At 52.8% G+C, this 16,739-nt stretch carries 13 protein-coding genes; 6 read left to right on the top strand and 7 right to left on the bottom strand.

What is annotated here, in order from left to right:
* The first annotated feature begins 123 nt into the window (after nucleotides 1-123).
* Nucleotides 124-549, top strand: a complete 426-nt coding sequence (locus ACS5NO_RS04575; protein WP_439414050.1) for a response regulator — start codon at nucleotides 124-126, stop codon at nucleotides 547-549.
* 39 nt (nucleotides 550-588) lie between these two features.
* Here ACS5NO_RS04575 and msrA read toward each other — a convergent pair whose 3' ends face one another.
* The gene (msrA, locus tag ACS5NO_RS04570) at nucleotides 589-1,182 is read right to left on the bottom strand and encodes a peptide-methionine (S)-S-oxide reductase MsrA (RefSeq protein ID WP_439414569.1); all 594 of its coding nucleotides are present in this window, start codon (nucleotides 1,180-1,182) and stop codon (nucleotides 589-591) included.
* Between the two features lie 298 nt (nucleotides 1,183-1,480).
* Between msrA and ACS5NO_RS04565 the strand changes: the two genes are divergently transcribed.
* Both ACS5NO_RS04565 and ACS5NO_RS04560 read left to right on the top strand, forming a co-directional pair.
* Nucleotides 1,481-2,377 carry a polyphosphate kinase 2 family protein gene (locus ACS5NO_RS04565; protein WP_439414049.1) on the top strand — a complete coding sequence of 299 codons (897 nt, stop codon included), beginning with the start codon at nucleotides 1,481-1,483 and terminating at the stop codon, nucleotides 2,375-2,377.
* Nucleotides 2,378-2,514: 137 nt separating this feature from the next.
* Nucleotides 2,515-4,587, top strand: coding sequence for a ComEA family DNA-binding protein (locus ACS5NO_RS04560; protein ID WP_439414048.1), 2,073 nt, complete (start codon nucleotides 2,515-2,517; stop codon nucleotides 4,585-4,587).
* Between the two features lie 3 nt (nucleotides 4,588-4,590).
* Here the strand turns inward: ACS5NO_RS04560 and ACS5NO_RS04555 are convergent, their stop codons facing one another.
* Nucleotides 4,591-5,511 carry a DUF4249 domain-containing protein gene (locus ACS5NO_RS04555; RefSeq protein ID WP_439414047.1) on the bottom strand — a complete coding sequence of 307 codons (921 nt, stop codon included), beginning with the start codon at nucleotides 5,509-5,511 and terminating at the stop codon, nucleotides 4,591-4,593.
* Nucleotides 5,512-5,527: 16 nt separating this feature from the next.
* Nucleotides 5,528-7,984, bottom strand: coding sequence for a TonB-dependent receptor (locus ACS5NO_RS04550; RefSeq protein WP_439414046.1), 2,457 nt, complete (start codon nucleotides 7,982-7,984; stop codon nucleotides 5,528-5,530).
* A gap of 252 nt (nucleotides 7,985-8,236) precedes the next feature.
* Between ACS5NO_RS04550 and ACS5NO_RS04545 the strand changes: the two genes are divergently transcribed.
* The 3 genes from ACS5NO_RS04545 (at nucleotide 8,237) to ACS5NO_RS04535 (ending at nucleotide 12,252) form a co-directional block, all read left to right on the top strand.
* The gene (locus tag ACS5NO_RS04545) at nucleotides 8,237-9,721 is read left to right on the top strand and encodes a S41 family peptidase (protein ID WP_439414045.1); all 1,485 of its coding nucleotides are present in this window, start codon (nucleotides 8,237-8,239) and stop codon (nucleotides 9,719-9,721) included.
* A gap of 138 nt (nucleotides 9,722-9,859) precedes the next feature.
* The gene (locus ACS5NO_RS04540) at nucleotides 9,860-10,972 is read left to right on the top strand and encodes a Gfo/Idh/MocA family protein (RefSeq protein WP_439414044.1); all 1,113 of its coding nucleotides are present in this window, start codon (nucleotides 9,860-9,862) and stop codon (nucleotides 10,970-10,972) included.
* Nucleotides 10,973-11,436: 464 nt separating this feature from the next.
* Complete coding sequence (locus ACS5NO_RS04535) at nucleotides 11,437-12,252, top strand: nuclear transport factor 2 family protein (RefSeq protein ID WP_439414043.1); 816 nt, start codon at nucleotides 11,437-11,439, stop codon at nucleotides 12,250-12,252.
* 220 nt (nucleotides 12,253-12,472) lie between these two features.
* Here the strand turns inward: ACS5NO_RS04535 and ACS5NO_RS04530 are convergent, their stop codons facing one another.
* The 4 genes from ACS5NO_RS04530 to ACS5NO_RS04515 form a co-directional block, all read right to left on the bottom strand.
* Nucleotides 12,473-14,734, bottom strand: a complete 2,262-nt coding sequence (locus tag ACS5NO_RS04530) for a heavy metal translocating P-type ATPase (RefSeq protein ID WP_439414042.1) — start codon at nucleotides 14,732-14,734, stop codon at nucleotides 12,473-12,475.
* The gene (locus ACS5NO_RS04525; protein WP_138989703.1) at nucleotides 14,731-14,934 is read right to left on the bottom strand and encodes a heavy-metal-associated domain-containing protein; all 204 of its coding nucleotides are present in this window, start codon (nucleotides 14,932-14,934) and stop codon (nucleotides 14,731-14,733) included. The genes ACS5NO_RS04530 and ACS5NO_RS04525 overlap by 4 nt, the downstream gene beginning before the upstream one ends.
* Before the next feature lie 120 nt (nucleotides 14,935-15,054).
* Entirely contained in the window at nucleotides 15,055-15,486 is a 432-nt protein-coding gene (locus tag ACS5NO_RS04520) for a response regulator (RefSeq protein WP_114404055.1), read from the bottom strand.
* A 134-nt stretch (nucleotides 15,487-15,620) separates the two neighbouring features.
* Nucleotides 15,621-16,733, bottom strand: coding sequence for a sensor histidine kinase (locus ACS5NO_RS04515; RefSeq protein WP_439414041.1), 1,113 nt, complete (start codon nucleotides 16,731-16,733; stop codon nucleotides 15,621-15,623).
* Nucleotides 16,734-16,739 lie beyond the last annotated feature (6 nt).

Raw genomic sequence — 16,739 nt, 5'->3', positions numbered from 1 at the left:
GTAAATTATATAACCCTATCTTTGAGCGTCTGAGAACCGGGTAGACCGTTTGTTACTGGTATTCTGCTGCGTTTCTCATCAATTCAGTCAGCGGTTTACGGATCAACTCATTTTTGTAGCACGATGAATAAGACAGGGGCAATCGTAGTCATAGAAGACGATGAAGATGATCAGGAGATGCTGACGCAAGTATTTAAGCAACTTGACTACAAGAATGAAGTTATCTTTTTTGAAGATGCGGAGGAAGCGCTTCACTACTTAGTCTCCACCTCCATCGAACCATTTATCGTTATCTCGGATATCAATATGCCGAAGCTGAACGGCCTGGAATTGAGAGAGCAAATTCACGAGAACGAAGACCTGAGATTAAAATGCATTCCGTATCTGTTTTTCACGACAAGTGCCGAACAGCAACACGTTATTGACGCGTATTCCAAGTCGGTTCAGGGATTTTTTATCAAACCTTCCAAGTTTGATAAACTGAAGGAAACCGTTCGAAAGATCGTAGAATACTGGCAGGAATGTGTGTCTCCAAATTATGTCAAGTAATCAAAAAAGCCCCGATCGGGGCTTTTTTGATGGCAGGCATTACTCGTGATTGGACGTCACTTTGTCATTGCTCTTCAGCTTGTCTTTAAACACCTTGCGGAACTTGTCGAGCTTCGGCGCAATCACAAACGAGCAGTAGCCCTGCTCCGGGTTGTTGGCGAAATAGCTCTGGTGATACGCTTCGGCTTCGTAAAATTTCTCGGCCGGGCTGATTTCCGTCACAATCGGCTTGTCATACGCACCCGACGCGTTCAACTCTTTCTTGACGGTTTCGGCCAGTTGCTTCTGCTCGTCGTTGTGGTAAAAAATGACCGATCGGTATTGCGTTCCGACGTCGGCCCCCTGCCGGTTGAGCGAAGTCGGGTCGTGGCTCCGGAAAAAGGCCTGCAACAGTTCGGCGTAGGTTACTTTTTTCGGATCATACGTCACTTCGACACACTCGGCGTGGCCGGTGTTGCCGGTGCAGACCTCCTTGTACGTAGGGTTGGCTTTGGAACCGCCTTCGTAGCCGGAAACGGCATCCGAAACGCCATCCAGCGATTCAAACATGGCTTCCGTACACCAGAAGCAGCCCGTGCCGAAGGTGGCTTTTTCCATGCCGGCGGCAGTTGATACAGGGTTGTTGGTATTCATAATTTTAGATTTTTTCTCGGATGACTGTTGTTTCGTTGACTGACCACAGGCCGACAGCGACGCCAGCGGCAACAGGGCCAGCAACCAGGTACTAACGCGTTTTAGATGCATGGGTTTAAACATTGTACGAAGTTGAGGGTTTTATTCCGACCTTACACCGGTATAACAAAATCGAGTTCCAGCCTGTATCTACGCGGGAATCAATCCAACGGTTTTTAAAGAACAGAATCTATTTTAAGACGGTTCGCCGGAAAAAGAAATTGCCCGGCGTAACTCGTAAACCATGACGATAAAACCCATGACGGAATCATTTGACCTGAAAACAGAGCCGTTTCGTTTCGACGGCCACGGATCTCAAAAATTCGCCATCGCCGATTTCCCCACCAAACTAGACGATTTGTATGACGATTCGGACCACTACGAGGTCTTACTGCGCAACCTGACGACCGAGTTGAACGAATTGCAGGAAAAAATGTACGCCCACAACCGCTACGGTCTGCTGACGGTTTTTCAGGCGATGGATGCCGCCGGCAAAGACAGCACCATTCAGCACGTTTTTTCTGGTGTCAACCCGCTGGGGATGCGCGTCCACTCGTTCAAACGACCGACGGATCAGGAACTGGATCACGATTTTCTCTGGCGCAACCTCATCAACCTGCCCGAACGCGGCACCATCGGCATTTTCAACCGCTCCTATTACGAAGAAGTGCTGGTGGTGAAAGTCCACCCCGAAATTCTGACCCAATCCCAGCGGCTGCCCGAAGAACGTACTGTCGATTTAGACAAACTCTGGAAACAGCGGTATAAAGACATCAGCAACTTCGAGACCTATCTGAACCGCAACGGTTTTCCGGTGCTGAAATTTTTCCTGAACGTGTCGAAAAAAGAACAGGGCGAGCGACTCATCAGCCGCATCGAAGATCCGTCGAAGAACTGGAAATTCGATGATCAGGACGTGGTGGAGCGCGGTTTCTGGAACCAGTACATGCAGGCTTACGAGGATGCGATCAACGCAACGGCCAGCAAAAAAGCGCCCTGGTACATCATTCCGGCCGATGACAAGAAAAACATGCGGCTGATCGTCGCAAAAATTCTGGTCGAAGAAGTGAAAAATCTGAAAACCGACTACCCGAAAGTGAACAAGCGTCAGAAGAAAAGTTTGCAGGATCTGGTCGCCGTTATCAAGGGCGAGTAATCCGGCCTTCTTTTCGCCAAACCGTCTGAACCGGAGTGTCTTCCGGTTCTTTTTTTCGTCTAAGCAACTGAGAGAAGTTCTTTCAGCCGGAACGGGCCGTCCGGCGGAGGTGCGGCCTTCCCCGTTGCCACGACGATTTGAAATACCGTTCTACCCTTTGGCTGATCTGCGGTTTTCTGCTCATCCGGTCGTTTGCCGTCGCGCAGGAATACCGTCGGCGCGAAACCAACCTCACGGCGTTCATTCAGAACCTCTTCCCGGTTCAGACCGAAAGCATTGATTACCAAACGGTTTACGAAAATCTCTACCAGCTTTACGCCAACCCGCTCGATCTCAACACCGCCACCCGCGACGAACTGGCGGCTACTTCCCTGCTGACCGAACGACAGCTCAACAGCCTGGCGGATTACCGCACCCGCTTTGGCAGCCTGCTTTCGATTTATGAACTCCAGGCCGTCCCGGATTTCGACCTGCCCACCATCCGCCGACTATTGCCTTTTGTAACCGTCAATGCCCAAAACCGCTCGCTTTCGGTTCGCAACCCCACCGACCATTACCTGATCATGCGGGTGGAACGCGTCCTGGAAAAACAAAAGGGATTTACGTCGGCAGAACCGGACAAAAACGGCAACCTGCCCCGGCGCTACGACGGCAGTCGGCAGCAGTGGTACTGGCGGTATCGCTACAGCCGCCCGCGCGAGTTCAGCTTCGGGCTGACGCTCGAACAGGACCCCGGCGAACCGTTTCGCTGGAAACCGACAAGCCATCAGTATGGCATCGACTACGTTTCGTTTCACGCCCAATTCCAGAACCGGGGCCGCTGGCGGAACCTGCTGACCGGCGATTACCAACTCCAAATCGGGCAGGGGCTCATCCTGGCGTCGGGCTTCTCGCTGGGCAAAGGCACCGAAACCGTCGCGGGCGTCCGGCGGCCCTCGCTGGGTGGACGGCCTTACAGTTCCCTGAGCGAATCCGGTTTTCTGCGCGGGCTGACGGCCACCTATTCCCTGCACAAAAACTGGGACATTACTTTGCTGACCGCCCGCAACCGGCGGGATGGCAACGTGGTGGAAGACCCTGAAAATCACGAAGACAAGATCAGTTCGCTCCAGACCAGCGGCCTGCACCGCACCACCGCCGAACTCGCCGACCGGGCCAGTCTGCTGGAACAGAATCTGGGCATTCACCTGCTACACCACCGGGAGCAACGGTGGCAACTGGGCGCGACGGTTCTGCACACGGTTTTCGACAAAACCCTGCAAAAACGCGATCTGCCGTATAACCGGTACGAGTTTTCGGGAAAGCAAAACACGGTTTTCGGAGTACACGGCAGTTATTTATGGCAAAACGTCAATTTCTTCGGGGAAGCCGCCCGTTCGTCGAGTGGGGGTATTGGGGCCGTTGGTGGTGCTGTCGCCAGCCTGACCAAGCGTTTTGATGTCGCCATGCTGGGGCGGTATTATGCCCGGAATTTTCACAGTTTTTACGCCAATGCCTTTGGCGAAAACACGCGCAACAGCAACGAACGCGGCCTTTACACCGGTTTTCGGTATGTCATCTACCGCAAGCTGACACTGGGAGCCTTCATGGACTACTACCGGTTTCCGTGGTGGAAATACCTGGTCGATAAACCGTCGCAGGGGTACGATTACCTGCTGCAAACCACCTACACGCCCACCAAAAAGCTTACGGTCTACGGGATTTACCACGAAGAACACAAAGAGAAAAACCTGCCGGAAAGGCTCAGCAAAACCAAACAGACGGTCAAAACCAGCCGGAAAAACTACGCGCTCAATGCCGACTATTCCCCTTCCCGAATCTGGTCGTTGCGAACCCGCATTCAGTGGGGCGGTTTTCGATACGCGGGTTATTCGGCTTCGAAGGGCCTGACTATCGTGCAGGATGCCACGGCGGACTTCGGACGGTTATCCCTCAGCGGGCGACTGGCGTGGTTCAGCACGACCGATTATGACAGCCGCCAGTATGTCTACGAACGGGATGTACTCTCTGCGTTTTCGATTCCGGCCTACGCCAACAAAGGCATTCGGAATTACCTGTTGCTGCAATATACACTCAACAAACACCTGGACGTCTGGCTCCGCTGGAGCCGAAGCGATTTCCGACAACAGGAAACCGTCGGCTCCGATCTGGACGAGATTGACAAACCGCATAAAAGCGAGGTGAAGGTGCAGGTGCGGTGGCGGTTTTAACCCCTAATCCTCGCTCGGCCGAATGTTCACCTCCTCTACTTTCACGGTCTTGCTGCTCACCGCCGAAACGCCGAAGAAACCGACGGCTTTAGGGCCGCTGGCGTTGCGGTTCACCACATTGGTGGGTACATTGGCGGGCGGTGAGGCAAACAGCCCGCCGTTGTTGATCTGGGTGCTGAGCTGCTGAAAGAAGTAGAACGCGTCCGGCGTGATCGACAACACTTCCACTTTCACCGAATCATTCCGGTTGTACAAACTGTCGGGGTTGATCGATGTCCGGATGGGCTGGATAAACAACAAACCGTCGGTGTCGGCGGAACCGTTGAACGAACCATTGTACGACACGACAATGTCACTGGTTTCGTCGAGCCGCTTGCCATTCCGATACGTCCGAATCCAGTAATAATCCGTCTGGTTCGGGAGGTCCGTTGCGTAAAACTCGCCCGCGAAACCTTTCCGATCCTCCAGCGGGTTGGGTTTTTCTTCCCGAAAAACCAGCGAATCGATGGCCGGAACGGCATTCATCTGGGAAATGGCGTAATATTCCTGCCCTTCAAACCGGATGCCCAACAAATACCTTTTGCCGATTTTCCCGAATACTTCGCCGGGTTTTGGGGTCCAGACGTAGGTACCGTTCCCTTTTACATCGATAAATTCGTGAATCACGCTGTCTTCGTCGGCCACAATCACCGTGGCCCCCAAAGCGGCCGGGGGCTGCGCTGCGTCGAAATACCCGGTGGTTTTCGTGAGTTTGATGGTTTGTGGACCCGGCTGATCGGTCAGCCAGCCATCAATGGCCAGTTGCGACGGACCGGTTTGCAGGTCAATATCGATCGGATCTTCGCAGGACGACAGCCCCAGCAGCAGCAACCCCAGCAGGATTACATGAATGACCGAAAAACCGAATATGGGTGTATTTTTCATGGCGGTTTCTATTCTTCTAAAACTTGAAATTGTAGGTTGCCGACGGAATCAGCGTGGCAAAAACGGAATACCGCACGGCTTCGGCGACCGGAATCTGCACCTGTTCGCCGTTCAGCGTCACCGTCCGTTTGTCTTCAGCCTGCCGGAAAAAGACCGAGAACGGGTTCTTCCGACCATAGGCGTTGTAGACCGAAAATACCCAGTTGCTCTCCCACTTCTGCGTCGGTTTTTTCTTGCGGTTTTGTAACGTAGCCGCCAGGTCTAAGCGGTGGTAGGGCGGAATCCGGTAATTATTCCGGGAATTCTCGGCGTTGTGCGGTACCAGATACCCCTGAAAAAGGTAGCCGTTGGTGGGGAACGTGGCGGGGGTCCCCGTTGCAAAAGCGAAGGTTGCCGAGAAACTCCAGCGTTTGTTCAGGTCATACAAAGCCACGGCATTCAGCGTGTGCCGCTTGTCGAAACGCGTTGGAAACCAGCGGTTGTTGTTGATGCCGTCCACAAACCGTTCGGTTTTCGCCAGCGTATAGCTCACCCAGCCTGTCAGGTCGCCTTTGTTCTTTTTCAAGAAAAACTCCGCGCCGTAGGCACGGCCTTTGCCGTTCAGCAAGTCGCCTTCGAGGTACTTGTTGAGCAGCAGGTCGGCACCGTCGATGTAGTCAACCTGGTTTTGCAGCCATTTGTAATAGAGTTCCACCGACACTTCATACTCCGTACCGGTTTTGCCCAGATTCCGGAAATAGCCCCCCGCAATCTGGTCGGCAATCTGCGGTTTGATGTTGTTGGTCGATGGCGTCCAGACATCCAGGGGTGTAGAAGCCGAGGTGTTCGAAACCAGGTGGATGTATTGCGCCAGCCGGTTGTAACTCATTTTCAACGAACTCACTTCATTCAACTCATACTTGGCCGAAAACCGGGGTTCCCAGTTGCCGTAGGTTTTGATGGTTTCGTTGCGGCCGTAAGTTGTGGTGGAAACCGGAAACCGGCGCTGGTTGGGTGGCACATCGGTCTGAAATTCGTAGGCTTCGCCGGGGCCGAGGTAATTGTAGAGCGAATACCGCAACCCGTATTGCAACTGCAACCGCTTGGAAACCAGCTGCTCGTTGCCGATGTAGAGCGCACTTTCCAAGGCATATTTATTCTCCAGCCCAAACGTCCGCACGTCGCCCCCGCTGGCGGCATTGGCCAGACCCGGCTGAAAGTCGTAGACAATGGCCTGACCACCAAACGTCAGGGTGTTGTTTTTGAGGAACAATGTAAAGTCCGGTTTTATGCTGTAATTGACGATGGACGATTTCCAGTTGAAATAATCTTTGGGATCTTTCCGCTTCAAGTCACTGTCGAGCAGGTAGTCGTAATTGCTGTAAAAAGCCGTGGTATTCAGGAAAAGCTTGTCGCTGAACACGTGATTCCAGCGCAAACTGGTGGTCGTATTGCCCCAGTTGAACCCAAAATCGGCCCCAAACACATCGCGCCCCAGATAACCGGACAGGTAGATCGTATTTTTGTCGTTGATGCGGTAATTGGCCTTAGCAGTGAGGTCATAAAAGAAAAACCGGGAACCCTTCAGATCGCCGGACAGGAACGGTTTGGCCAGAATGTCGGCATACGACCGGCGACCCGCAATGATGAACGAACCCCGGGCCTGCCCGTCTTTATCTTTAAACAGCGGCTGCTCCAGCGTCAACCGGCTAAAAATCAATCCAATACCACCCGACACTGTGGTTTTCTTAGAATTCCCTTCCTTCATCCGGACGTCGAGGATCGACGAAATCCGGCCGCCATATACCGCCGGAATACCGCCCTTGACCAGTTTCACGTCCTTGACCGCATCGGGATTAAAAACCGAGAAAAACCCGAACAGGTGGGAGGAGTTGTAAACCGGCGCTTCGTCGAGCAACACCAGATTCTGATCGACGTTGCCGCCCCGGACGTTAAAACCCGTTGCGCCCTCGCCAACCGTTGAGACGCCCGGCAGCAGTTGGATGCTGCGGATAACGTCGACCTCGCCCAGCAACGCCGGAATTTTCTGAATCGTCTTCATTTCCACCGTATTGACGCTCATCGCAATGTCTTTTACATTGTCGTCTTCGCGTTTGGTCGAAACAATCACTTCCTGAAGGTCACGCCCTTCTTCTTTCAGTTCAATATCCAGCCGGACGTTCTGGCTGGTCAGGTCGATGGTACGGTTCTGTTTGGTAAAACCCACGTAGGTATACACCAGGTTGTAGGTTCCCAGTGGTAAGGTCAGCGAGTAAAAGCCGTAGGAGTTGGTGGTGATGCCGGAACCGGTTTCTTTCACGAATACCGAAACGCCAATCAGGCCTTCGCCGTTGGCCGCGTCTTTAATGTAGCCGCTCACGGTGGCCTGCGCGCTTGTTCGCCGGGTTGTGGGGGCCGGGTCGGGTGTTCCCTGCGCCCGAACGGCCGGGCCGACCAGCAGCATCAGCAGGCCAATTTGTAAGATTTTTTTCATAAGGCGTGTTTCATAGGATGGTTGTATAACGTATACCGTGCGTTACGACCGCATTGATGGAATGACAGCAAAGGTCGGCTTTCCCCCCATCCCGTAGGACAAAAAAATGATGAACCGCCATAATTCAGGCCTGAAAGGCTTGGGGTGTAGTATAAAATTGACTCTGCCTTTATTTGCGGGCTCCCCGGCCGACGACGTTCGGTTTCGAAATACCTGTATCTTAGCCGAACGAATGAATTGAGAATACAAGCCATGAAAAGGGTACTTGGACTAGTTTCGTTTTTTCTACTTTCCGGGTTCTGCCTGCACGCCCAGACGTTGCGCCCCGAACAGGCCCGCGCCGATTTTGAGTACCTGAAGAAAAAAAAAATGGACCGGCTACATCCCGGAATTGGTCAGTATATCCCGGAAAAAACGTATGACCAGCTTTTTGATTCCCTGCACCGGCAACTGACGCAACCCCTGACTTACCAAGCGTTCTTCCAAACAGCTACGCCCTTAATTACCAGCCTACAAGACGGCCACACGGCCCTGTTGCACCGCAAAAAGTACTACAACAAAAACCGCCGTTTGATTCCATTTCACATTCGAAACGTCGGACCGATCTACTACATTTCACACAACCTTTCATCCGACTCGACGCTCGTTAGGGGAACCGAACTCCTCTCCATCAACCAGCAGCCGGTGGCTGCGCTCCACGAGTTGCTTCAGGATGTCGACCGAAGCGGGTCTGATGGCGACAACCAGTCGGGCCGCCGGTCGCGGAGCCTCATCGCTTTTTCCAGTTATTATTACAACTGGTTTGGCCCCAGCGACTCGGTGCAGGTCGCCTTCCGTTTGCCCAACGACACCCTGATTCAGACCCGGTTTGTTCGCTGCGAAAACCGGAAAGTGATTGACGCAAATTTGACCAAACGCTATAAAAAAGAACTCAACCAGACGCCCAACCTTTCAGTCAGGGTGATCGATAGCCTGGCGCATACGGCGGTCTTGCGCGTATCGACTTTCAACGGAAATCTGGCCGATTTTCTAACGGGGAAGTTCCCGCGAAAACTCAAACGGGCTTTTCGGGAAATTGAGCGTAAAGAAATAACGAATCTGGTGGTGGATGTACGCAGTAACGGTGGCGGAACCGTCAAAAATTCGGCGCGGTTGCTGCAATACTGGATTCCGCAGCCGTTCCGGTTGATGGAGCGGGAAACGATGAAGCGCGGATTTCGGAGTGCGTTCGTTACCTGGTACAATCCCATCACTTGGGTTCTGTTCCCGGTATTTTACAAAAAAGACCCTTCCGGAGGGTATAAAGAACGGTTTGCGGGCCGCCCCCACCCGCCAAAAACACGGTATGCCTACCGGGGTCAACTCTATTTTCTGGTCAACGGTGCGTCGTATTCCGCCACGGCTACGGTTCTGGCCCAAACGCTCACAAATCAGCTCGGCACGTTCGTTGGCGAGGCCACCGGAGGAGCCTACTGGGGTGATTTTGCCGGTCAATTCAAGATGATTACCCTGCCCCATTCGGGTCTGCGCGTCCGGATTCCCCTGAAACGAATGGCGCATGCTGTTGATCCCCGGCGTGCCAACGGTTTTACGATTGAGCCGGATTTTCCGGTCGAAAGAACCTACGATGACCTGCTGCACGGCCGGGATTTTGGCATGCAGTATACCCTTCAACTGATCAAAGAGGGCAAAGTGGCTGACCGGGGCCGCGCGTCAAAGTCTCTGCCTGAAAATTAATCGCCTGTTGGCTAGTCATATACCGGTCAATCTCAACAGTTACGCCGGTTTCTGGTTATGCTATAGCGTGTGTAAGGTTTTAGGACCCGGAAGCGAAAACCGTTTCTCACGTTTCATCTCCACAATCTGAACGGTATTATGAGTGAACAAAAAGAATTGGGTTTAGGCATTATCGGTTTCGGCGGATTTGGGCTTTTTGCCGCCCAGCATTTTCTCCAGACTCCCAATGTCAAGCTGATCGGCATTGCCGGTTCCCAGCGCGAGGAAGCCACCAAGGCCGCCAACCGCTTCGGAGCCACGCATTTCGACACCATCGATGAATTACTGGACCAACCGGATCTGGATATCGTTTACATTGCCACGCCCCCTTTTCTGCACTACGAACAGTCGATGCAAGCCCTGCGGGCTGGGAAACACGTGATCTGCGAAAAACCGCTGGCGATGAATGCCGAGCAGGGCCGCGAAATGGTCAGCTACGCCGAGAGCAAAGGCTTGCTGATGGTCACCAACCTGATGCAACGGTACAACCCCATGTTCGAGCGGGTTAAAAAGCTGATTGATAAGAAGATACTCGGTGAATTTCTACATGGTTATTTTGAAAACTACGCGGGTGACGAAGGGCTTTCGCCCCAGCACTGGTTTTGGGACCGGGAACTCAGTGGCGGTATTTTTATCGAACACGGCGTTCACTTCTTCGATATGTTTGCGGGGTGGCTGGGCGAAGGCAAAGTGGAATCAGCTCAGGTGTGCAAACGTGAGGGCAGCGACCTCGAAGACCAGGTGAACGCGACCGTTCGCTACGGTGATGCGCTGGTGAATTTCTACCACGGTTTTACGCAGGTGGGCCGGATGGACCGGCAGGAAATGCGGCTTTTGTTCGAGCGGGGCGATGTTACCTTGCAGGAATGGGTGCCTACGCGGGCCGTTATCCGGGGGCTTGTGGATGAAGCCGGAACGCGGGCGCTGATGGATTTGTTTCCGGGTTCAATTTTGGACATTACGGCCAACTATGGCGGCAAAGACCGGGCGGCCCGGGGACGCAACAAGGATTTTGAAATCGCCCAGCAGGTGCAGATCCGCTACGGTTTCGACCACCAGAAAATGCACCTCTATGGCGAGCTGCTCCGGCAGATGTTCATCGACCAGACGTCGGCCATTCGCTACCCCGAAACCCACCGGAAGATCACTGAACAAAACGGATTGGTCTCACTGCTGACGGCGGTGGATGCCGATTGGTTGGCGCGTTCCTGATCGTATTCTACACCCTATTTAACCATATCAAACCACACCAACCCTATTCAACCATCACCAATCCCATTCAACTATCACCAATCCCATTCAACCATCACCAATCCCATTCAACCATCACCAATCCCATTCAACCATCACCAATCCCATTCAACCATCACCAATCCCATTCAACCATCACCGCCCCCCGGCCTATAGCCGGGGCTAGTGATGTGAGCCTTTCAGGCTCGTTGAGATGAATCTAATCGGTAACCCATTGTAATTTATTCGGTTCGCCATTACTTTTGCGGCACTGCTGCATCGTATCATCACATATAGCCAACCTTCCCCGAAAAATCCTACCATAAACCGGTAGGGCGTTTTCGTATGCCCTTTCTTTGGGGTAAATCAGGCTTCTCCTGGTTGCCTGACGGTTTTTTAGTTTCATTCAATTCCTTCTTTTATTCCTCATGAAATCAAACGGTTTCATGGTAGCTCTGCTATACGCAGCGGTTTTCCAAATCGTTTCGTGTTCCAGAGTCATTTCCAGACAGACGCTGATCATGCAAAATACAGAACACAATAAATCCATTATCCGGAATTTCTACCGGCGCACAGTTGCCAACGGTGACCTCGATTATGCCGAACAAATCATTGCCGACGACTACATCCAACACAGCCCGATGGTAAAACCGGGCAAGGCGGGGCTGCTGGAGGCCCTGAAAGCCATGCAGCAAATGCCCAAACCAACCAATCCGGCCAAACCGTTCATGCGACTTATTGCGGAAAATGATTACGTGGTGACAAATCTGCGCTTTGAATTCGGCGGGAAGCCAATGGTCGTCGTTGATCTATTCCGACTTCGGAACGGGCAGGTCATTGAACATTGGGACGCCATTCAGCAACAGCCAGAAACCACCCTGAACAGGCATCCGATGGTGGACGGCGCTGTCGACTTGGAGGACATTAGACTAACCGAAGCGAATAAAAAAGTAGTCGAAGCCTTCTGTCGACGCGTTCTGATCGAGCGGAAATTCGACGCGCTTTCGGACTATGTTACGTCGGATCTGATTCAGCACAAGCCGGAAATCGCCAACGGGCGGGATGGGTTATGGCAGTATTTGCAGGAAAAAAAAGACGATTTCGCCCTTCAAAAAGTCCTTCGGATTATTGGCGAGGGCAATTTTGTGGTGGTGCAATCCGAAGGTCAGCTTGATCAAAAACCGGGTACGTTCTATGACATTTTCCGGTTGAGCCAGGGAAAGATTGTGGAGCAATGGGGCGTTCAGCAACTAATGCCCTAACCTCATCCCCGTTTTTAAGCTACAAAATGAATCATCCCTACGGGATTCTTAGACCTGCATGGGTTCAATTACCCCCGGTTAAAACCGAGGGCTACAAAATAAGTCATCCCTACGGGATTTTGGGTGTTCAATCTTCAACTCTTTGGGCGGGTTAAAACCGGGGGTAATTGAACGTGTCAGGGCTAAAATCCCGTAGGGATGGCTCATTTTGTAGCCCTCTTCACAACCGCGCCCCTCGCAAGCGCAGACTGTTGCTGACAACCGACACCGAGCTGAGCGCCATTGCAGCTCCGGCAATCATCGGATTGAGCAGAAAACCGTTGATCGGGAACAGAATCCCGGCGGCAATCGGAATGCCGATGAGGTTGTAAATAAACGCCCAGAACAAATTCTGACGGATTACCCGCACGGTTTTCCGCGACAGTTCCAGTGCCTTCGGAATGCTGCCCAAATCGGACGTGATGAGCGTCATCCGGGCCACGTCCATCGCAATATCGGAACCTTTGCCCATTGCGATGCTGACATCGGCCTGCGCCAGCGCCTGGGAGTCGTTGATGCCGTCGCCCACCATCGCCACCACCTTTCCCCGGCTTTGCAATTCCTGAATGAAAGCGGCTTTATCGGACGGCATCACCTCGGCGCGAAAATCAGTCAGCCCGACGGCTTGGGCCACGGCACGGGCGGTTTGCGGATTGTCGCCCGTCAGCATATACACGTCAATACCCCGGTTTTTCAAAGTCTCAATCGCGGCTTTGGATGTTTCCTTGATCTGGTCGGCAATGGCGATGATCGCCAGCACGGTTTTTTCGTTGGTGAAATACACCACCGTCCGGGCGTCGTCCTGCCACTGCTTCACGCGTTTTTCAACCGCCGAATCGACCGAAATACCGTGTTCGTCCAGCAAACGAAGGTTGCCCACCCGATAGGTAACGCCCTCATACCGCGCCGAAACCCCGCGCCCGGTCAGGCTCTCGAACGATTCCAGCGGCAGACTTTTCACGGATAGACCGGTCAGATGGTCAACGACGGCTTCGGCCAGCGGGTGTTCCGATTGGTTTTCCAGCGCGTATAGAACGGAGGATGCCTGAGCGATGTCGGAATGTTGCCATTCCAGGTTGGTAACGGTGGGTTTTCCGGCGGTAATGGTGCCGGTTTTGTCCAGCACAACGGCGTTCACTTTGTGTCCCAACTCCAGACTTTCGGCGTCTTTGATCAGAATCTGGTTGTCGGCACCTTTGCCCACACCAACCATGATAGCCGTGGGCGTCGCGAGTCCGAGCGCGCAGGGACAGGCGATGACCAAAACGGTTACGGACGTCAGCAAGGCCTGCGCAAATGCGTTTTCACCTCCCAACAGCATCCAGACGATGAAGGTCAACACGGCGATGCTGATGACGACCGGCACGAAAATACCGGCAATCCGGTCGACCAGTTTCTGCACCGGTGCTTTGCTGCCCTGCGCGTCCTGCACCATACGAATGATCTGCGCCAGAACCGTGTCGGCACCGACCTTTTCGGCCCGAAACCGGAAGCTGCCTTTCTGGTTGATTGTTCCGGCAAAAACTGTCTGTTCCGCCTTCTTTTCCACCGGAACCGGCTCGCCCGAAATCATGCTTTCATCGACGAACGACGTACCGGCAACCACGACGCCGTCCACGGGAATTTTCTCACCGGGCCGCACCACAATCACCTGACCCACCCGAACCGACGCTACCGGAATTTCCGTTTCCACGTCGTTTTCCACGATCCGGACGGTTTTGGGTTGCAATCCCATCAGTTTTTTAATGGCCGAAGAGGTGTTCGATTTGGCCCGTTCTTCAAGCAGTTTTCCCAGTAAAATAAAGACGACGATCACCGCAGCGGTTTCAAAATAGACGTGCGGGTGAATGTTGCGCCGGTGCCAGAAATCCGGGTTGAAGGTATTGAATGTACTGAACAGAAAAGCAATGCCGGTCGACAAGGCAACCAGCGTATCCATGTTGGTTTTTCCGTGCCGGGCCTGTTTCCAGGCATTGACGAAAAACGAGCGACCCAGACCAAACACAACTGGTGCGGACAACACCAGCATGATCTCGTTGGCGTAGGGAATGGTCATGAAAAACATCCCGATCACCACCACCGGAACCGACAGAACAGCCGCCCAGATCGTCCGTTTTTTCAGGGATTCATACTGACGCTCCTGCGCTTCGGCCTGCACCGCCTGCGGATCTTCCGCGTCGATCACCAGGTCGTAGCCAATGGAACGGATGGCGGTTTGTAAGTCCTCTTGCGTAACGGCTTGTGGATCAAACTCCACCCAGGCCTGCTGGTTGGCATAATTGACGCCCGCATCGACCACCCCCGGCGTCGTTTTCAGCATCGACTCCACGCTGACGGCACAGGCCGCACAGCTCATTTCCAGAACGGGGTAGGTTTTCCGAACCGGTTTCGAGGCTGCACCGGTTCGGGCGGTTTTTGCTACTGCCGTGGGATGCCCGTTCATACCGGTTCGGCTTTATAACCGGCTTCTTTCAAGGCTTCCTTCACCTGATCCACCGTGGCGCCTTCTACCGTCAGCAGTTTGTCGGGGTTCAGGGTATCCACCTGCCAGTGTGTTTCGCCGACGGCTTTGTTCAAAAAAGGCGTTACGGTGGCCACGCAGGCGGCACACTTGATATTGGTTTTGAATTGAATCGTTTCCATGCGCTTGTTTTTGTGATTTGACACTGCAAAGATCAGCAATAGAACAAGAGCCAATGGTACAGAATTCCGGTTGGTTCGTATAGAATTGTGTTACATAGCCAGGGATAACGGAATGGTCTCTTAATATTCGGCCAAACGGGGCAGTTCCACCGTCCGCAACCAATACCGCAAAGTGGTTTGTAACTGTTCCTGCCAGTCTTCAAACAAAACCGGCTTGGTGTGAAACGCCCGCGCGCCGAGCCGGTAGGCCTGGCTGATGTCTTCGGGCCGCGAGGATCCCGACCACATCACGACGGGAATCTGCTGGTAGTTTTCGTTGGCTTTCAGTTGCCGGAGGGTTTTCAGTCCGTCCAGAACCGGCATGAAAAAATCCAGCATAATCAGCGATGGATATTCTTCCGGAAGAATGCTCTGAAGATGTGTCAGCAGGGCCGCACCGTGTAAAAACCGGCGGATTTTCAGATCCGGCTGTATTTCATGAATCGCCCGATCGATGTAACTAAAATCGGTTTGATCGTCTTCCACAACGTAAAAAGTGATACTCGTTTCCATAGCGTTTTTGCCCTTCTAGATAATAGAAATTAGACCAGAGACAAAAGACTTAACAATCAGTCATTGAGAAGTTTGCGCCAACTCCGGCCCCGCTCTGTGCCTTTATCTCTTGTCTTTAGTCTTTTGTCTTCTGCCTACTTCATCCAATCAAAATAAAATGTACTTCCTTTGCCCAATTCCGACTCCACCCAAACCTTGCCCCCCTGCTCTTCGACCAGCATTTTCAGGATAAACAACCCGACGCCGGTGCTGCTTTCGGCCTGGGCCACGTTGGAGGTAGTGCGAAATAACTTAAAGATCGCTTCGTGTTCATCCGGTGCAATTCCCGGGCCATTGTCTTTGACGTAAAATTCGATGGAGCGGCCCCGGTCGTGGCACCCGATTTCAATGAGACCAACAGGTTTGTCATTGTATTTGATCGCATTGCTGATCAGGTTTTGAAAGATCTGATGCAGCTTTATTTTTTTGGTATTTAATACCGGTAATTGTCCTTTAATCTCGATGGAAATGTGCCGGGGCGGAAAAATCAGCAGGGCAATCTGATCGACCAGTTCGTGCACATCCACCTCCTCGACGGTTTGCTGAGCCACATTTTTCCGCGAATACTCCAGCAGGGAATTGATCATGTCGGACAAATGAAAAGCCGCCGATTTCGAGTGACCCACGTATTCCTGAATTTCTTCGCGTGGAACCACCTCTTCCTCGTTTTTCATTTCGAGCAACGACAAAGCCGCAATCATGCCCACCAGGGGCGACTTCAGATCGTGCGCGACGATGTAGACAAATTTCTCCAGTTGCTTATTTATTTTCTCAAGCTGGAGTGCGGTCTGTTTCAGTTCCTGCTGGTAGTGATACAGTTGCTCGAACACGTTCACTTTTGCTTTCGTCACGTTGACGTCCAGCGGTTTTTGCAGGTAATCGACGGCACCTTCGTCAAACCCTTTCAGAATATACTGCTCCTCCTTGTTGATGGCGGTGACGAAAATGATCGAGATGTCTTTGGTTTTCGGGTTTGATTTCAGAATTCGGGCCACTTCAAAACCGTCCATTTCGGGCATTTGAACGTCCAGCATGACCAGACCAATCCGGTCGTTTTTCAGGGCATACCGCAACGCTTCGTTGCCCGACGTGGCCTTGATGAAAGTTCGCTGGTCGTTCGCCAGCATTTCTTCGAGCACAAGCAAGTTCTCCTCGCGGTCGTCGACCAGCATGATCGTCATATCCGGAGAGTGGTTCGCTGTTACCATTCGTTT

It is taken from the genome of Larkinella fluvii, assembly GCF_051857545.1.
In the GTDB taxonomy this organism is placed as follows: domain Bacteria; phylum Bacteroidota; class Bacteroidia; order Cytophagales; family Spirosomataceae; genus Larkinella.
The sequence above is the reverse complement of the archived record's forward strand: the minus strand, read 5'-3'. Positions and strand labels throughout refer to the sequence as shown.